17 protein-coding genes are annotated in these 16,654 nt (G+C 57.7%); 4 read left to right on the forward strand and 13 right to left on the reverse strand.

The annotated features are described in order from the left end of the window. Window positions 1-2 precede the first annotated feature (2 nt). The gene (locus PV375_RS06715; protein ID WP_332106657.1) at window positions 3-1,166 is read left to right on the forward strand and encodes an MFS transporter; all 1,164 of its coding nucleotides are present in this window, start codon (window positions 3-5) and stop codon (window positions 1,164-1,166) included. Window positions 1,167-1,353: 187 nt separating this feature from the next. Here the strand turns inward: PV375_RS06715 and lhgO are convergent, their stop codons facing one another. The 10 genes from lhgO to PV375_RS06765 form a co-directional block, all read right to left on the reverse strand. Next, window positions 1,354-2,541: an L-2-hydroxyglutarate oxidase gene (gene lhgO / locus PV375_RS06720; RefSeq protein ID WP_332106658.1), complete on the reverse strand. Its 1,188-nt coding sequence runs from the start codon at window positions 2,539-2,541 to the stop codon at window positions 1,354-1,356. A gap of 36 nt (window positions 2,542-2,577) precedes the next feature. Beyond that, entirely contained in the window at window positions 2,578-3,282 is a 705-nt protein-coding gene (locus PV375_RS06725; protein ID WP_201517317.1) for an ABC transporter ATP-binding protein, read from the reverse strand. A 2-nt stretch (window positions 3,283-3,284) separates the two neighbouring features. Next, window positions 3,285-4,061, reverse strand: coding sequence for an ABC transporter ATP-binding protein (locus PV375_RS06730; RefSeq protein WP_201517316.1), 777 nt, complete (start codon window positions 4,059-4,061; stop codon window positions 3,285-3,287). Beyond that, entirely contained in the window at window positions 4,061-5,068 is a 1,008-nt protein-coding gene (locus PV375_RS06735; RefSeq protein WP_332106659.1) for a branched-chain amino acid ABC transporter permease, read from the reverse strand. Before PV375_RS06735 ends, PV375_RS06730 begins: the two co-directional genes overlap by 1 nt. Continuing rightward, window positions 5,069-5,956: a branched-chain amino acid ABC transporter permease gene (locus PV375_RS06740; protein WP_201517314.1), complete on the reverse strand. Its 888-nt coding sequence runs from the start codon at window positions 5,954-5,956 to the stop codon at window positions 5,069-5,071. A gap of 12 nt (window positions 5,957-5,968) precedes the next feature. Continuing rightward, window positions 5,969-7,237, reverse strand: coding sequence for an ABC transporter substrate-binding protein (locus PV375_RS06745; RefSeq protein WP_332106660.1), 1,269 nt, complete (start codon window positions 7,235-7,237; stop codon window positions 5,969-5,971). Window positions 7,238-7,276: 39 nt separating this feature from the next. Beyond that, entirely contained in the window at window positions 7,277-8,029 is a 753-nt protein-coding gene (locus PV375_RS06750) for an SDR family oxidoreductase (RefSeq protein ID WP_332106661.1), read from the reverse strand. Window positions 8,030-8,043: 14 nt separating this feature from the next. Then, window positions 8,044-9,492, reverse strand: coding sequence for an aldehyde dehydrogenase family protein (locus PV375_RS06755; RefSeq protein WP_332106662.1), 1,449 nt, complete (start codon window positions 9,490-9,492; stop codon window positions 8,044-8,046). 26 nt (window positions 9,493-9,518) lie between these two features. Continuing rightward, window positions 9,519-10,715, reverse strand: coding sequence for an iron-containing alcohol dehydrogenase (locus PV375_RS06760; protein WP_332106663.1), 1,197 nt, complete (start codon window positions 10,713-10,715; stop codon window positions 9,519-9,521). Between the two features lie 112 nt (window positions 10,716-10,827). Then, on the reverse strand, window positions 10,828-11,532 hold the full coding sequence (locus tag PV375_RS06765) for a GntR family transcriptional regulator (protein WP_332106664.1): 705 nt from the start codon (window positions 11,530-11,532) through the stop codon (window positions 10,828-10,830). Window positions 11,533-11,682: 150 nt separating this feature from the next. Here PV375_RS06765 and PV375_RS06770 point away from each other — a divergent pair, with 150 nt between their 5' ends. The 3 genes from PV375_RS06770 to PV375_RS06780 are packed head-to-tail and all read left to right on the forward strand — an operon-like array spanning window position 11,683 to window position 13,908. Continuing rightward, on the forward strand, window positions 11,683-12,423 hold the full coding sequence (locus PV375_RS06770) for an SDR family NAD(P)-dependent oxidoreductase (protein ID WP_332106715.1): 741 nt from the start codon (window positions 11,683-11,685) through the stop codon (window positions 12,421-12,423). An 18-nt stretch (window positions 12,424-12,441) separates the two neighbouring features. After that, window positions 12,442-13,185 (forward strand): SDR family NAD(P)-dependent oxidoreductase, encoded by a 744-nt coding sequence (locus tag PV375_RS06775; RefSeq protein ID WP_332106665.1) that lies wholly within the window; start codon window positions 12,442-12,444, stop codon window positions 13,183-13,185. Window positions 13,186-13,212: 27 nt separating this feature from the next. After that, window positions 13,213-13,908, forward strand: a complete 696-nt coding sequence (locus PV375_RS06780; RefSeq protein ID WP_332106666.1) for a Pr6Pr family membrane protein — start codon at window positions 13,213-13,215, stop codon at window positions 13,906-13,908. 53 nt (window positions 13,909-13,961) lie between these two features. On the opposite strand, the gene PV375_RS06785 is transcribed toward PV375_RS06780, so the two are convergent. The 3 genes from PV375_RS06785 to PV375_RS06795 form a co-directional block, all read right to left on the reverse strand. After that, window positions 13,962-15,299 (reverse strand): MFS transporter, encoded by a 1,338-nt coding sequence (locus PV375_RS06785; RefSeq protein ID WP_332106667.1) that lies wholly within the window; start codon window positions 15,297-15,299, stop codon window positions 13,962-13,964. A gap of 155 nt (window positions 15,300-15,454) precedes the next feature. Then, a complete protein-coding gene (locus PV375_RS06790; RefSeq protein WP_332106668.1) occupies window positions 15,455-15,718 on the reverse strand; it encodes a helix-turn-helix domain-containing protein in 264 nt (87 codons plus the stop codon). Next, on the reverse strand, window positions 15,715-16,605 hold the full coding sequence (locus PV375_RS06795; RefSeq protein WP_332106669.1) for a hypothetical protein: 891 nt from the start codon (window positions 16,603-16,605) through the stop codon (window positions 15,715-15,717). Before PV375_RS06795 ends, PV375_RS06790 begins: the two co-directional genes overlap by 4 nt. Window positions 16,606-16,654: the final 49 nt, after the last annotated feature.

Raw genomic sequence — 16,654 nt, forward strand, 5'->3', positions numbered from 1 at the left:
CAATGCGCAACGCATTCGCGTTCATCGCTCTCAGCTCGGCTGGTATTGCGTGCTTTGCGGCAGTCGACGTCGTTTATTTTCAGACACTCGGCTATTCGCTCGCATTTATCGGCTTGATGGCGGCAGCTTTCAATATCGCGCTCACCGCTGCGGAGCTTCCCTTCGCGGTGCTCTTCGATCGCTACTCAAACAAACGCGCCCTGCAAATCGGAAATGCACTGCGCATCGCTGCCTTCGCGCTGTTCTTCGCGAACCTCAACGAATCATCTCTCGTGCTCGCACAAATCATTGCGGGTGTAGCCACAGCTGCAATGACGGGCACCTCGAACGCAATCATCGTCAACTCGCTTCCAAGCCGTGACCCCGACGTGATTGCGAAGGCATACGGCAAGATCACCTATGTGTCGGCTGCGGCTGGCATTGTCGGGGGCCTCACCGGAGTGCTCATTTTCGCGGTCTGGCCACAGGGAATCTGGTTGGCCGCCATCGTGTTCTTTGTCGCCGCAGGCATCGTGATCGCGTTTTTTCGCGACAAAATCACCGACCACCACCAACTGCCCTGGCCCAAGTTCGCGCGCCAGGCGCTCGGGACCGTTCGTGCGCCCCATGCCTGGCTCGTAGTCGTCACCAACGCCGCCGCAGTCGCGCCATTCTTCCTGTGGCAAGTGAAGTTCAATGAGGTCTCGCTCGTGTTTCTCGCCATCGGCTACCTCGGGCTCAACATTGCCAACCTTGTCGGGCCGATGCTGTTGCGCATTCTGAAGATCCGCGTCGCACACCTTGCGGTCGTTGCCATCATCAACGTTGCCGCAACCGTAGCGTTTGCACTCTCGGACGGTCCGGTACTGATCTGGGCATCGTTCGTCGTTCATGTTGCGTTACAAGGCATGCTGCAGGTGCTGGTTGCCGGGCTTTTTCACCAGGGCGTGCCGGACGGCGTGCGTGCAACGGCGGTATCGATTCTGTCGATGACCCACTCGCTGGTCGTAGCACTGGTGGCACCGATCGTCACCTGGGTGGGGCAAACCTTTGGGCTCGGCTGGGGTGTGTCAATTTCAGCTGTTCTCTACCTGTTGATCACCGCCGGCGGATTACAACGCCGCATTCGGCAGGTAGGGAAGGGCGCCAATGGTGAGAACGACGCCGGTGTCGACACCGACCAGTAATTCGTCACATGCGGCTATAAGTGATTGCTCAGCGCGTTCGTTTGTTGAGCGGGTGCCTCTAAAACGCGAAATGGGCCCCTCCAAGAATATCCACGACGCAAGATCAGTTGATGAATCACCTGAAAATTGTGAATGTGCCCGGAGACAACGCGATCATGCCGATCTTGGCTGCCATCGTCAATCTCATTTACTGCAGGAGCATTTGCTCCACGATGTGCTCGGCAATCGCGAGCGACGACGTCGCCGCGGGGGACGGCGCATTTCGCACAAATACCGCATTATCGATTCGCTCGATCGCAAAATCATCGAGCAGCGAACCATCTCGATTCATCGCCTGCGCACGAATCCCGCGGCCGCCCCACTTCATGTCGGACGCTTCGATTTCCGGCACGAACTCCTGCGCACCTTCAACAAACGACCGTTTGCTCGCGGTGGCAATCTGCTCCCGAGCGGCACGCATGTTCTGGCTGGCGAACCGCCAGAACGCCGCCGACGTCGAGGTCTGCCACAGATCGCCAATGTTGAGACTCCATCGGGTGTATCCCTCGCGTGCAAACGAGAGAAAGGCGTTGGGTCCGACGGTCACTCGCCCATCAATCATCCTTGTGAGATGCACGCCAAGGAACGGATAGGCAGGATCAGGAACGGGATACAGCAGCCCGTTGACAAGGTGTGTCTTGTCGGCAGCCAACTCGAAATAGTCACCGTAGAACGGAACAATTGCGGGATAGGGGTCGGCACCGGATTTTTTGGCGATGCGATCGGATTGCAGCCCGCCACAGACGATGACGTAGTCAAACGCACCTCCGCCTCGCTCGGATTCAACAACGTGCTGGCGGCCACGCTTTGTAACACGCGTGACCCTGTCTCCGAAACGAAGCTCGCCACCCCCGAGGACTACGTCATCGAGCAAGCTTCGTGTGACGCCCGGATAGTCGACTATCGCTGTGCTTGGTGAGTGCACCGCCGCAATTCCCACACTATTGGGTTCGATCTCACGGATGCGCTCGGCATCGACAACTTCAATTCCCGGCACGCCATTTGCTCGAGCACGTTCAGCAATGTGATTCAGCCGCTCAAGCTGGTCGACGCGATGCGCAACAACCAGCTTGCCGCAGGCCTGATACGCCACACCACGTCTCTCACAGTATTCGTGCAGAAGTTCGACGCCCCGCCGCGTGAGCCGCGCTTTCAAACTTCCTGGCTCGTAATACAGCCCAGCATGCACGACGCCGCTATTGTGCCCGGTTTGATGTGCTGCCGCACTTTGCTCTTTTTCAAAAACCGTTACCGAGTGCCCGTGTTCAGTGAGTAATGCTGCGGTAGCTGCGCCAATAATGCCGGCGCCCACCACCGCCACAGATGAGTTCTTCATACCGCTTTCAACCTCACTTCCGGTAACGCCAGCACCCTAGCCGCCGAAATACGATTCCCTTACCAAGTCACTCGACAGCAGTTCTGAGGCAGTTCCCGACATTCGCGTGATCCCGCCCTCGATGATGGTGCCGTGGTCGGAGATCTCGAGCGCATTTTGCACGTGCTGCTCAACGATGAGCACTGACATATTCTCAGTCGCAATGTCACGGACGAGCTGGAACATCTGCTCGACCACCACTGGCGCCAAGCCAAGTGACATCTCGTCAATCATCAGCACTTTCGGTGCAGCCATGAGCCCACGCCCAACCGCAACCATCTGCTGTTCACCACCCGAAAGCAGTCCAGCTTCTTGTTTTCGCCGCTCTTTTAGGCGCGGGAAGTGCTCATAGATGCCATCCAGGCGCTCCTTGGTCTTTCGGTCTTTTCGACTGACATATCCGCCAAGCAACAGGTTGTCTTCTACCGAAAGTGAGCCAAAGAGTTTACGTCCCTCCGGAACCTGAACAATTCCACGTTCCACGCGCTCGGACGGATGAAGGTGGGTGATATCTTCGCCGTCGAACGTGATCGAGCCACTAGCAGCCTTGAGAATGCCGCTAATCACGCGCAGGGTAGTCGTCTTCCCAGCCGCGTTCGGACCGAGTAGTGCAGTAATGCCGCTGTCAGGGAGCGTCAGTGATACATCCTCGAGAGCCTGTGCATCACCGTAGTAAGCGGATACATTTTTGATCTCCAGCATGGTTACTGCTCCCCCTTCGCCTCGTTCATGATCTTGATGGCAGTCGTATCAGCGCTGTGTTTTGTACCGAGGTAGGCCTCAATAACCTTGGGGTCGCTGATGACGTCATGCGGAAGACCGCTCGTCAGCAGCTGTCCGTGATCGAGCACGATCATCCGGTCGGACACTTCGGTCACAGCCGCCACGATGTGTTCAATCATCAGGATTGCCACGCCACGCTCACGCACCCGGTTAACGAATGGCAGTACCTCAACGACCTCGCGGCTATTGAGGCCAGCCAGCACCTCGTCGAGCAGCAGCAGCTTCGGATCGGTGGCAAGCGCACGAGCCACCTCGGTGCGCTTGCGTTGCGCGAGCGTGAGCGACTCGGTGGGCACGTTGGCGAGCTCTGGAATACCGAGTTCTTCGAGCAGCTCTAGGGCTCGGGTTTTGCATTCCCGAACGTTCGAGTTGTTCACCAGCAACGGCACCATGACGTTCTCGGCAACCGTCATGCCAGCAAACGGGCGCACAACCTGGAACGTACGGCCGATCCCCATTCGCGCGCGGGTAGCGAGATCAGCCTTCGTGATGTCGCGTCCGTCGAAAGTGATGCTGCCGGTATCCGAAATGAATAGTCCCGACAGGAGATTAAAGAAGGTGGTTTTACCAGCTCCGTTGGGGCCGATAATTCCGACAATCTCGTTGGGTTTCACGTCGAGTGAAACACCACCGACTGCCTGTACACCACCGAAACGCTTCGATACGTCCCGAACCTCGAGCAGATTTTCGTTAGTCACTACTCTTCACCGCCTTTCGCAGCGGAAGTCTCTGCCGCATCGGAGCTGATTTTGCTTGTTTGCTTTCTCGAGAACAGCCGGTTCCAGCCATCGACAAGACCGCCCGGTAGCAGACGAACAATCACGATGAGCACCAGACCGTAAATCATGAAGTTCACGCCCTGGGCTCCCGAGAAGGCCGTGTGCAGCCATTCGCCAAGGGGGGTCATGAGCACGGCGCCGATGATCGGACCCACAACAGTGCCCATACCGCCGATGATGCCATTAAGCGCTGGCTGCACCGAGTAGAGCATCATCGAGAACTGCGTCTCCGGTTCGATCACGAAGTAGTAGATGGCTGAGAACGCACCAAACGCGCCGGTGATGGCCGCTGAGATCACCATGATCGAGATCTTGAGCCCATTCGTACGGACACCGAGTGCTCGAAGCGCCTGCTCATCCGTCTTGAGGGCACGCAGATGGTAGCCAACCTTCGAGCCGTAGAGCCAAACCGAGAAGGCCACCACGATGATCACGAACGCCAGCACGATGTAGTAGTAGGGTTCCCGGTTCTCAAACGAGATGTAGGCAAAGCCCTGATCGGACGGCGTTGTGAGCCCCGACGAACCATTAGTCACTGGAACCGCCCAAATCGCGAGCAATCGCAGTACCTCAACGAATGCCAGCGACGAGAGGGTGAAGAACGGCCCCCGAAGTCGCAGCAGCGGCACCACCAACAGCAGCGCAGTAAGCGCGGATGTCACCATCGACAACAGAATGCCGACCCATGGGTTAACCCCAAACTTGATGAACAGGATGGCCGTCGTGTAGGCGCCAACACCGAAGAATGCGGCGTGACCCAACGATAGCGTCCCACCAATCGCCATGAGGTTCCAAGCAACCGTGATACCGATGTAGATAAAGGTGACAATTGCAACGTGCTGGACGTACTGGTCCTTGACGGCAAGCGGCAAGACGAGCGCCACTAGAGCGGCTATACCAAGCCCAAGAATGCTTCGTTTCGACATTTACTTCAGCCCCACTTCTGCGTTACGGGCCGAGCCACCAAAAATGCCGGCGGGCCGCACGATGAGCACGATGATGAAGACCACGAACACCGCAACCTGCTGCAGCGCGGGGTCGATGAACGTACCTGTCAGGGTCTCGATGATGCCCAGGGTGAGACCACCGAGCAGTGCGCCAGTCATGTTGCCGAGACCGCCGATGACTACCACCACGAACGCCATCAGCGTGTAGTGGGCACCAACCATCGGGTATGCAGCCTGGAACGGGATGATGAGCACACCAGCGATGCCGGTCATAGCCGCGCCGAGCCCCATTGCGAGCAGGTAGAACCTACGCACCGGGATACCGATCATTCGCGCGGTATCGCGATCTTCCGAAACCGCGGCAAGCACTCGTCCGACCATGGTGCGGTTCATGATGTAGAAGATTCCGATCACCAGCAACACGGCTACAGCAAACGCGAGCAGTCGACCGTAGGTTGCTGTGATACCGCCGATTGTGATCGTCTGGTCAGCCCACCCAACGGTGACGGTTCGGAACTGTCCGCCGTAAAGGAAGAGCATCAGGTTCTGTAGGAAAACCGAGAGTCCCAGAGTTACAAAGATCTTCATATTCGCCGAGGAGTCCTGCATCGGTTCCAGGATGACCTTCTGCAGCACAACACCCGACAAGAACATGAGTGGCGTGACGATGAAGAGCGACACATAGGGATTCACTGACCACGATGTCCACAGGAACCAGGTCATGTACATAGCGATCATGACCAGTTCACCATGGGCAAAGTTCGTGATCTTCACCACACCGAAAATGATGTTGAGACCAGTTGCGATAAGCGCATAAACGCCACCGAGCAACAGGCCGCTCATAACTGCCTGAATTATTGCTTCCATGAGTATCCGCTCCTACCGACTAAAGGGTGTGATCAGTTCAGCGTCACGAACCGCGTACTTTGCCGGATAGACAGTTTCGAGTTTTCCGTCGCGCCACTGCATAACGTTGTGGTCTGAACGAGTGTTCTGCCCGTCGTCACCGATTTGGAGACCCCAACCGCACACTGACTGCCCCGCAGCGAAGGCAGCTTGACGCATTGCCTGGGCGAATGCGTCAGGGTCATCGATACCGCCGATCGATTCGAGCACGTCGAATACCAGGCTGGCGCCTGTGAAGTTAACCTGCGGATACCCTGAGTCGGGATCGACACCATACTTCTCGCGGTATCGTTCCAAGAACTCTGGCAGTCCTGGTGCCTGCTCGGTGTTCATCCGGGGCTGCGGGAAGTCTGCGTCAAGCACACCGTCTGCTGCACTTCCGAGAGCGTTCGAAAACTCCTGCATCGAGTAGCCGCCACCGCCACCTACCCAGGCGGGAACTTTCACTCCGGCGTCCCGCATTGACCGGCCGAGCAATACGGCATCAGCAGCGTAGGAGATGGCAAAGACAGCATCGGGCTTTGCGGCCTTAATACGGGCCACAGTTGACGACACGTCAGTTTGTTTGGCCGAATACGCCTCGGTGGCAAAGATCTTCATACCAAGTGGCTCGGCCGCCTTCTTAGCGGCTGTCGCGAGCGACTGCCCGTAGTTCGAGTCTTCATGAACCACCATGACTTTGAGCTCGCTCGGTGACTTACCAAGTTGGGGAGCCACGAAGTCCTTCATGATTTCCAAGGCTTTGATCGCCATCTTGTTCGAATCTGGATTGATTCGGAAAACCCGCTCATACCCACGGCTAACAATCGCAGGCGAAACACCACCCAGCTCGACATAGGCATAGCCAGTGCGTGCAAACACCTCCGAAGCAGCCAGGCTCAGTGATGATCCATAAGTGCCCAGCGAGATCTTGATGTTCTTGCTGAATACCAGTCGGCGTGACTCAGAAGCTGCCATACGCACATCGGGAACATCGGCAAATACAATTTCTAGTTTCTTGCCGGCGATACCACCCGCTTCATTACGCATCTGTGCGGCGAGTTCAACGCCTCGCCAAGATGACTGCCCGAGCAGAGCATTCGGGCCAGTAATCGGAAGCATGCAGCCAATACGCAGCACGTCATCCGTGGTTCCGGGAGACGAGCACCCAACCAGGCTTGTTCCGACCGCTGCTGCCGCTGCCAGCCCTCCGCCGACACGCAACAAGCCCCGACGTGAAAGCTGTTGTTGAAAAATAGACATGGCCAACTCCGTGATTCTTGGTTGCCAATTTGGTAGGGGTCAGGCGGCTGTCCAGCCGCCGTCGACTGTGATCAATTGCCCAGTAATGTAAGAAGCAGCATCCGATGCGAGGAATACCGCTGGTCCGGCGAGTTCTTTTGGATCACCGAACCGCTCCATCGGGATACGGCGAAGCATATTGGCATACGTCTCCGGATCAGAGAATACCGACTCGGTTAGATTCGTACGGAAATATCCTGGGGCAATCCCATTCACCCGAATCCCGCGGCCAGCCCATTCGGTGCTCAGGCTTCGGATCACTCCATAGATAGCCGATTTTGACGCCGTATACGCGGTAATTCCACGAATCGATAGTGTGCTTGTAAGCGAACCGATAAAAATATGGCTCCCTGAACAACCCGCCTGTAGTTGCCTGCGCCCAAGTTCTTGACTGAGACGGAAAGGGGCAGTCAGGTTCGTACGAAGAACGTTATCCCATTCTTCTGCCGGAAACTCTTCTGCTGCGGCCCGGTGCTGAATACCGGCTGCGTGAACGACACAATCGATGCCACCGCCGAGCAACTCCTCAGCTTCTGTAAGGATCTGTGCCGGGTCACCGTTGGCATCAGCCACGAGCGGAAGCGCCGAAATCTCGGACGCAGCTGCGTGCACCTGCTCTGCAGTCCGTGACATGATCGCCACCGCCGCACCCGCTTCACGCATGCCGCGAGCCATTCCGAGCCCAAGGCCTCGGCTACCTCCGGTCACAAGCACTCGTTTGCAGGATAGTGAAAGTAGATCGACAACACTCATTGCATACACCTCACCTAATGGCTTCTCAGCGCGACTGTCTTGCAGCGCGTATAGAACTCGAGTGCCTGTCGGCCCTGTTCTTTGTACCCCGAACCCGAATCTCCGAAACCGCCGAACGGGTGATGAACATCCCACCCGGTTGTGGGGTGGTTGATTGAAACCTGTCCAGCATTTGCACGCCGAGCAAATTCGAATGCGTTTGCTAGTGATCGTGTGAAAATCGCGGCGGCAAGTCCGTAGCTCGTATCATTAACGGCTGCCACACCCTCTTCAAAAGATGCGACCTTTGCCATCCCGATTATCGGACCAAATACTTCCTCGTTCCAGATGTCCTGCTTGGTTGAGACCTCCAACAAGGCAGGAGCGACGAGGAAAGCACGGTCTTGTTGACCGTCGGTTAGCGGCGCTGCTGCGATTACTCGCGCTCCCTGTGCAACGGCACGATCCCGATGTTCCAGAATTGATTCGCGTGCGCGCGAATCAACAACCGGTCCCACTGTCACTCCAGGTGCTGTTGCTGGACCGACCTGTTGAGATTGAAAGACCTTGACGAGTCGGTCTTGCAACTCATCTGCGATTGCTTCATGTACAACAATTCGACTCGTCGCGGTACACCGCTGCCCCACTTGACCGAGCCCCCCGGCTACGACAGCCGATTCCACTAGGTCGAGATCAGCATCGTCCATGACCAGCAGGGTGTTTTTCCCACCCATCTCGGTCTGGACCCGGATGTTTTTGCCGGCGAGTTGCTTTTGGATCGACATTCCGGTTTCGGTCGAACCGGTAAAAGACACGCCAGCGATAGCCGGGTGGTCAATGAGGTCGTGCACCACTGCATCTCCGCGGCCAGTGACCACGGTCAAGACACCATCCGGAAGCCCGGCTTCTCGCAAGAGCTCGGCCAGCTTCATGACACAAAGTGGCGTCGCGGAAGCCGGCTTGATAATGACAGCATTGCCGGAGATCAGCGCCGGCCCCAGCTTCCGACAGGGGGTGAGCAGCGGGTCATTCCACGGTGTGATAAGCGCCACCACCCCGAGCGGTTCACGAACTCGGGAAGTCACCGTATTTGGCCGGCCATCAAACATGATTCCGCCGAATTCATCGCGGCCCATGCCGCCGTAATACTCGAGAAACTGTGCGGATTTTTCAACTTCACCGGCCGCATCTGCAGGTAGCTTTCCGAGCTCACTGGTGATGATCTCTGCGAGTCCGGAAGCATGTTCTCGAACCAATTGCGCGGCGTGCAGCAGGATGCGTCCGCGCTCAATACCGTCTGTTTCTCGCCACTGAGCTGCTCCTGACTCAGCCGCAGCAAACACAGCTGGTAGATCCTCAGCGGTCAGAGCGGGGACTTTTGCAATCACCTCACCATTCGACGGGTTCAGCACCTCAATCTGACCACCCTCGGACGCACCTCGCTGTTGCGCACCAATGTGAAGCTGCAGTTCACCGTATTTCATATCAATACCCCTCTCCGATTCCGCCACTATGCAGTCGCGCTGAACGCGAGGTCCAGGTCACCGGTTTCAACCGCCGAGAACAAAATTTGCAGTCGTTCTGCATCCATCCCCTCTGGGTTCGTGGGGCGGGGATACTGCGCTGCGCAGTATGCCGCGAGTTCATCCGAACGCGATGGATCGATACGAGCTTCGGCGTATGTCGTGGGCAGCCCGATTCGACGTGCTAGGTCTTGAACTTCCTGGGCTGCTTCGCGAAGCGAGTCGGACTTACCTGCCGTCAGAGCAAGCGCAATTCGTTCAGCCAGCCGCGAATCAATGTTTTGGTTGAAGGCGATGCAATATGGGAGTGCAAGCGCGCAGGAAACCCCGTGCGGCATCGGCGTCGCGTGGGCAAAGCTATACGCCATTGAGTGGCCCAGAACCACACCAGCATTGAGCGACTGGCCGCCCAGGTGAGCGCCCCAGAGTGTGTATGCCAATGCCTCTTTATCGCCTGCGACAGCTCGTTCGAGGTTTCCAATGAGCAGTTCCATCGCATGGAATGAGGCATGCGCCGAAAGCATCGAGGCCTGCGTTGACATCAGAGATTCGACGGCATGTGCAAGCGCATCCATACCGGTAGCCGCAATCACCTTGGGCGGCAAGCTTGCAATTAGCTCTGGATCAAGCACAGCAACGGGAGGCACAAACCCGGAACACACCGAGGATCGCTTGTTACCAGCGACAGTGACCATCGCGATATTTGTCGTTTCGGAACCAGTTCCGCAGGTGGTTGGGATCAGCAGCAGCGGAGCCACCTCAGTTCCAGGTTCAACTGCTCCGACCCAATCTGCCGAGCCGCCTTCGTTGCGAAGCAAGAGTGCGATCAGTTTTGCCGAGTCGAGCACGGAACCACCGCCGACGCCGATGACAGCTGTAACGTCTTGGCTTCGCGCCTCAGCAGCTGCAGCGTCAACGATTTCGTCTACGGGTTCTGCCCCGAACCCACCGCGCTGGACGACTTCAAAACCACTCGATTTGAGCGAATCAGCAATCGGCGAGATCAGACCGGCCGCATCCACCGCATCATCGATCGCCAGGAAAACTTTCCCACCATCGATGTGCAGCTCATTGCGAAGAAGCGGAGCAAGATTTCGCGCACTTCCCGCCCCGCCTGCCACGAGGTGTGGAGCCAAAAAAGTTGACGGTTGGGTGGATGAAGGCCACCAGTTGGTTGACGTCATTGTCAATGCCCCTCTCATTGGGTGCTATTCAGCACCGGTGCGTCATTGCACTAACACGATCCTCAGTAGTTCGTTGACTGCGAGAGTACGGGGCATGGAACAAGATGTCAACTCAATTGGATCCAATTGATTGGTCCTTGAGTAGCTCCAGCTGTGCACCCAGACGCCGAGTGCGGCGAATATGCAGCCTGACGATCTCGCCAAGCGCTTCAGCATCGCAGTTATCGATGTAGTAGCGCATCAAGTGATGATCTGCTCGGGTACAAGCCCAATCGGCGGCGGTGAATTGGCAAGCCACCGTGCCACGAGAAAACTGGGTACGGTTCCAGAGCTGCTCGACACGGTCTCGATAACCGGGGAAGTCCGCACCCGCGAACGTTGCAATATGAAACTCGCGCTCAAGGACCATGAACTCATCGAACCGCTCAGGGTTCTCGGTAACTTCATCCACCTTGTCGCCAAGCTCATGTATACGCTCAATCTGCTCAGTAGTGAGGTTCGGAAGACTCGTTCGCACTACGAGCGGTTCAATCACCTCTCGCAACCGATAGATCGCATCAATCTGCTCCGCATCCATTCTGGTCACCCAAGCGCCAGAGTTCGGGACAATCGTGACCAGCTCTTCGCGCTCGAGTTGCTGTAGCGCCGCCCGCACCGGCATTCGACTTGCCTGGAGACGCTTTGCCAGCATCTCTTGCCCCAGTCGCTCACCCGGGGTAAACGAACCTCGAAGAATGAGTTCTCGCAGCTCATGCACCACACGCGCGGTCTCACTGGCGCCGTTAAACAGCGCACCGTTGACCAACCCATCGTTCATTACTCAACCTCGCTCATGGCTTGTTTTGGATCCAAAACTTACCTATTGTGTCGTGGAAAAGGCAGTGAGGTCGACGTTGACCCCCACTGCTACCCGTTCTACACATTGAGGTGTCAAGTGGGCAGCATAAACACTCCAAAACGCACTGCAGTGATTACCGGAGGCAGCAGCGGGATTGGTCGCGCCGTGGCCGAAACCTGGCTTCAATCCGCCCCTTTCGCACAGGCGGTCATCCTTGACCGCAACGTATCCGCGATGGCTGAATTTCCGAAAAGCCTGGCGGAACGGACTCGCTGTATTCAAGTCGATATCACCAGCACCGCTGAAGTCAACGCCGCATTCGCCGACATAGCAGCTGCTGAGGGCTCGCTCGCCGCACTGGTTGCTTGCGCTGGTATTTCTCGCCCCGTGGCAACAGCGGAAATGACTGACGACGATTGGCTGTCACTCATCGACGTCCACCTCCACGGCACGATGCGGGTATGTCGCGCCGCATACGAGCTGCTACGCAGGGATGAACCAGGCTCGATCGTGACTATTTCATCGATCGCCAGCGCACTCGGTATGCCGAAACGTGCAAGCTACAACACCGCAAAAACCGCTATCGAGGGCTTCACCCGGTCCCTTGCCGTGGAGTGGGCACCCGATGGAATCCGGGCAAACGCAGTCGCTCCCGGGTACGTCACTACCCCATTCACCGACGACCTCGCCGCGGCGGGAAAGCTGCAGACCAAGCCCATTACTGACCGCACTCCCCTGGGCCGCTTCGCTTCACCCCAAGAAATTGCCAAGCCAATCGTTTGGCTGCTCTCCAACGATGCTTCCTACATCACGGGACACACACTTCGCGTTGACGGCGGCCTCTCGATCGACGGCAACTGGTACGAATAGCTCGCAAAGGAACCCAACATGGACCTTCATCTCAAAGATAAAAACATCGTCATCACCGGAGCCGCCGGCGCAATTGGACGTGAACTCGCCCAGCGGCTGCTCGATGAGGGCGCGAATCTCGTGCTCCACGAACTCGATGAATCAAGTCTCGAATCGATTGCTGCCGAAGCTCAAGCCACCGGTAGAACCGTGCTCACCGTGGGCGGAGACGTTCGGCTTCCCGAAACTCAGCGAGCGATTGCGGCTGCCGGAGCGCAACTTGGTGGGGTGAATGGCTTTGCGCCTGCTGCTGGAATCTACGTCGCACATCCATTTGCAGAAATGACCACAGAGCAGTGGCGCACCACGATCTCGATAAACCTCGACGCCGTAGCCACCCTCACTTCGACGCTTCTCCCTCACATCCGTGACAATGCGTCACTGGTTTATTTTGCTTCGATTGCCGGCGAACGCGGCTCACGAAATCACGCCCACTATGCAGCCACAAAAGGTGCGATCGTCTCGTTCATGCGCACTATCGCCATTGAGCTGGGAGGTCGCGGGATTCGGGCGAATGCTGTTGCTCCCGGAATTATCGAATCACCCATGACTAACGATCTTGTTGCTGCATCGGACGGCGAGCTCGAACGTGCAACTCCACTGGGACGACTCGGCCGCCCGGGCGAAGTCGCCGATGCTGTCACCTACCTTCTGTCTCAGCGCTCGTCATTTATCAGCGGCGCACAAATCGACGTGAACGGCGGCCTGTACATGGCAGGTTGATCTGGCACCCGTGCCAGACTGTCTGTCATGCCGTCGCCAACACTGCCCGCAGTAAACCGAGCCCCAAAGCTCAATAACGCCCTGCATCCCGATCGGTCATGGATCCGGCTGCTGCGGCTAGTAGTCGGCGGGCTCGCAATCGCTTCGGTGGTGTACAACGCGTGGCGGTCTGCCACCGGCGCATCTGATCACACGCTCATTCAGACGCTCTCGCACTTCACCAATGTGTCGAACGCACTGTTCGGCCTCGTGTGCGTGATCGGCGCGGTTTCGATGCGTAAGAAGCTGCCGGTGTGGTGGGACCACCTGCGCGGCATGCTCACGTTCATGATGGTGATGACGGGCATCATCTACGCAGTGCTCGTTGCCGAACCCGGTGAGTTCGCACGCTGGGATCTGCCGTGGCACAACATCGTCGCCCACCGGGTCGCGCCCGTCGCGGCACTACTCGGATGGCTGCTGATTACCATGACGCGCCGCGCCCGCTGGTGGCGGTCGCTCGTGTGGCTATTGCTACCGATTGCATGGCTCGCCTACACCTGGATTCGCGGCGCGATCGCCGGCTGGTACCCCTACAAGTTCCTTGACCCCACTCTCGACGGTGGCTGGGGCCGGGTGATGAGCATGATGGGATACGTCGTCATCGCGTTCCTGGTGGTCTCGCTAGTTCTGCACCTGCTCGGTAACCTGCGCGCGTGGCTGGCGCATCGGGATCGCCAATAAGTGAGCAATAAAGCGGGGCCGAGGATCTGCATCCCCGGCCCCGGCGCACGTATCTAGTGCGTGTAGTCCTCGTACTGCTGGCTCAGCTTGGGAGCGAGCAAGCCGCCCAGTGCACTTGCCAGCGAGAAGATTACGAGCAGCACTGCAGCCGGCCACCAGTGGTCACTTGCCCAGGTCACGAGCGCCGTCGAAATCAGCGGTGTCAGCCCCGCCAAGATGTTGCAGGTGTTGTAGGTCAGTGACACACCGGTCAGACGAACCGACGAGGCGAACAGGCCAGTGAGCACCGACCCGGTTGCAGCGAAGGAGTAGGTGAGCGTCACAAGACCAATGACGACACCGGCCACAACGAGAAGCGGTTGGGTCGTCTGCACCAGCATCAGGCAGGGGAATGCGACGAGCGCACCCGCGATACCCGACCAGATGATGATCTTCGAGGCACCAAAGCGCTGCCCGAGTCGTCCCGCGTGAATGACCGCGCCAAGCTGAAAGATCGCGCCAACCATGGTTGCGCCAAGGACGACGTCCTTTTCGATACCCAGCACACGCGTTCCGTAGTTCATGATGAACGAGGTGACGATGTAGAAACCTGCGGTTCCGAGCAGCGCGGCGAGCACACCTACGAGCATCTGTCGCCACGAGGTGCGGAAGACAGCTGCCACCGGTGTCTTTTCCTTCGTACCGGATTCTTCAAGCTGCCGGAATACGGGTGATTCGTTGAGCTTCGCGCGAATCCACAGAGTGATCAGCAGCAGCGGAATTGCCGCGAGGAAGGGGATACGCCAGCCCCAGGCATCGAAGCTGTCTTTCGACAGATAAAGAGCAAGCAGGTAGATACCACCGGAAGAAAGAATCGTGGCGATCGGCGAACCGAGCTGCGGGATAGCCGCCATCGCGGCACGCATCTTCAGCGGCGCGTGCTCGACCGCCAGGGTCATCGCACCACCCCACTCACCGCCGATGAATAGCCCCTGGAACAATCGCAGGATGATCAGGAAAATCGGCGCCGCGATACCAATCGACATATAGTTCGGCAAGATACCGATGAGGCCGGTGGCGACACCGATACCGACCACGGTGATCATCAGCACTGCCTTGCGGCCAATCTTGTCGCCGAGCCAACCGAATAGCAGCCCGCCCAGTGGCCGCATCAGGAAGCCGACAGCGAGGGTGGCAAAAGAAGCCATCGACGCGGCAGCCGCGTTATCTGACACAAAGTATTGGACGTTAAACACCAGCGCGGCAGCAGTATTGAACAAGAAGTAGTCGTACCACTCAAGCACGTTGCCAGCGAGAGCACCGTAGGCTGCCCGTTTCGCATCTTTTGGCGAGATGACATTAACTGTCGCTGTTTCTGCCTTTGCCAGCGACTCAGGGGTTTGTTGGGTCATGTGAAGCTCCCTACTCCATTGGCTCACGCGCGAAACGCGCTGCTGCACCGTTGCAGCCTCCGTATGAGCATCCCAATTCTGGTGTCGCTCGCGCGACAGGCAAGTGTCACCGACCCAACTCTCCCAGTGTGCACCTGCACACGAGGCGGTTGTTTTTATGCCCAGGCCAACACCACTCTGGCGGCCTGCACCGGCACGGTCACGTCTAGCCCGGTGAGTTCGGCAAATCGACGCATGCGATTCGTCAACGTATTGCGATGGCAAAACAGTTGTTCCGAAGCTTCTCTGACACTGCCGGTCTCAAGGTAGGCGCGTATTGAACGCTCGAGCAATTCTCGCTCAGTCTCGCTGCACGCATCCAGGCCGGCTTCGATTTCGACAACCGCAGACAGATGCGATTTTTGTAGCTCTTGTTTCACCAGCTGCGGCCAGTCATCGAGGCTGCGTCGCTGCCGGTCCGACCTTGATGGCAGCTGCGCCAACCCGTGCGCCAGCCGGGCCCTGTGCGCACATCATTAAAACGATCAACAAAAACTATTGCGCCATAGCCCGCAGCACGAACCTGTCGAAGTGCTGGCGACGTACACCACGCGGAACGGGATGCGATGAGCATCAGAGTGCGTTCCCGATAGAAGAAGCTAACAGTCCCGTCTACCCGCGTCTTCGGATTGAGGTCCTTCCGCAGCTCCACCGCCTCCACACCGACAGCAGCAAGAATTACGAACCCACCGTCAACCGGCAGGCCCAGCACTTCAGCGATCTCCCGCAAGCGCGAATCGCTCACACTGTCGTGGTCGATGAGTTCCACGAGCAGTGTCCGCTCACGGAACTGCCGCTCATCCGCAATGAGTTCGAGCTCGGCGAGATACCCGTCCTGCGCAGCTCGGCCATATTCTTCAACAATGCCCCAAACGAGATCGGCGTGCCGTAGCAATAGCGGCGCATCCTCGGGGTCGGCCACTGAAACCAACCCGTTCCAAATAACCAGGTAGTCGGTGTTAATAACGGCACTGAGCGTGGCTCGCGAAATACCGCTGTGCGCCCGCGCAACTCCGAGCGAGAACCCGGCACGACGAAAACTCTCGTCATCACCCTCACCGCGCATTTGCGCAATGATTTCAGTGAAAGCCTCCCGCGAATTCTGGCTGCGCTCAGCAATTGACACCTTGCCGTCGCGATATTCGGGCATCTCGTCGAGACGCTCCATGAAGTCGACCAGGAGCACCTCTATATCGAGGCGCGAAATGAGTTCCAGCCAGCGTTCCCGATCAATAGCTTCGGGTTTCGTCGAGAGCTCACCGGCCAAAAAAATCTCCCCCAAAACTCATGCAAATTGTGCATCTACCCAAGAATCC

The sequence above is a fragment of the Gulosibacter sp. GYB002 genome, from assembly GCF_036577665.1.
Taxonomy (GTDB): Bacteria; Actinomycetota; Actinomycetes; order Actinomycetales; family Microbacteriaceae; genus Gulosibacter; species Gulosibacter hominis.

Excerpts from the sequence above, each read along its gene's own strand:
- PV375_RS06715 (WP_332106657.1), top strand. The coding sequence starts at position 3 with ATGCGCAACGCATTCGCGTTCATCGCTCTCAGCTCGGCTGGTATTGCG.
- lhgO (WP_332106658.1), bottom strand. The coding sequence starts at position 2,541 with ATGAAGAACTCATCTGTGGCGGTGGTGGGCGCCGGCATTATTGGCGCA.
- PV375_RS06725 (WP_201517317.1), bottom strand. The coding sequence starts at position 3,282 with ATGCTGGAGATCAAAAATGTATCCGCTTACTACGGTGATGCACAGGCT.
- PV375_RS06735 (WP_332106659.1), bottom strand. The coding sequence starts at position 5,068 with ATGTCGAAACGAAGCATTCTTGGGCTTGGTATAGCCGCTCTAGTGGCG.
- PV375_RS06740 (WP_201517314.1), bottom strand. The coding sequence starts at position 5,956 with ATGGAAGCAATAATTCAGGCAGTTATGAGCGGCCTGTTGCTCGGTGGC.
- PV375_RS06745 (WP_332106660.1), bottom strand. The coding sequence starts at position 7,237 with ATGTCTATTTTTCAACAACAGCTTTCACGTCGGGGCTTGTTGCGTGTC.
- PV375_RS06750 (WP_332106661.1), bottom strand. The coding sequence starts at position 8,029 with ATGAGTGTTGTCGATCTACTTTCACTATCCTGCAAACGAGTGCTTGTG.
- PV375_RS06755 (WP_332106662.1), bottom strand. The coding sequence starts at position 9,492 with ATGAAATACGGTGAACTGCAGCTTCACATTGGTGCGCAACAGCGAGGT.
- PV375_RS06760 (WP_332106663.1), bottom strand. The coding sequence starts at position 10,715 with ATGACGTCAACCAACTGGTGGCCTTCATCCACCCAACCGTCAACTTTT.
- PV375_RS06765 (WP_332106664.1), bottom strand. The coding sequence starts at position 11,532 with ATGAACGATGGGTTGGTCAACGGTGCGCTGTTTAACGGCGCCAGTGAG.
- PV375_RS06775 (WP_332106665.1), top strand. The coding sequence starts at position 12,442 with ATGGACCTTCATCTCAAAGATAAAAACATCGTCATCACCGGAGCCGCC.
- PV375_RS06780 (WP_332106666.1), top strand. The coding sequence starts at position 13,213 with ATGCCGTCGCCAACACTGCCCGCAGTAAACCGAGCCCCAAAGCTCAAT.
- PV375_RS06785 (WP_332106667.1), bottom strand. The coding sequence starts at position 15,299 with ATGACCCAACAAACCCCTGAGTCGCTGGCAAAGGCAGAAACAGCGACA.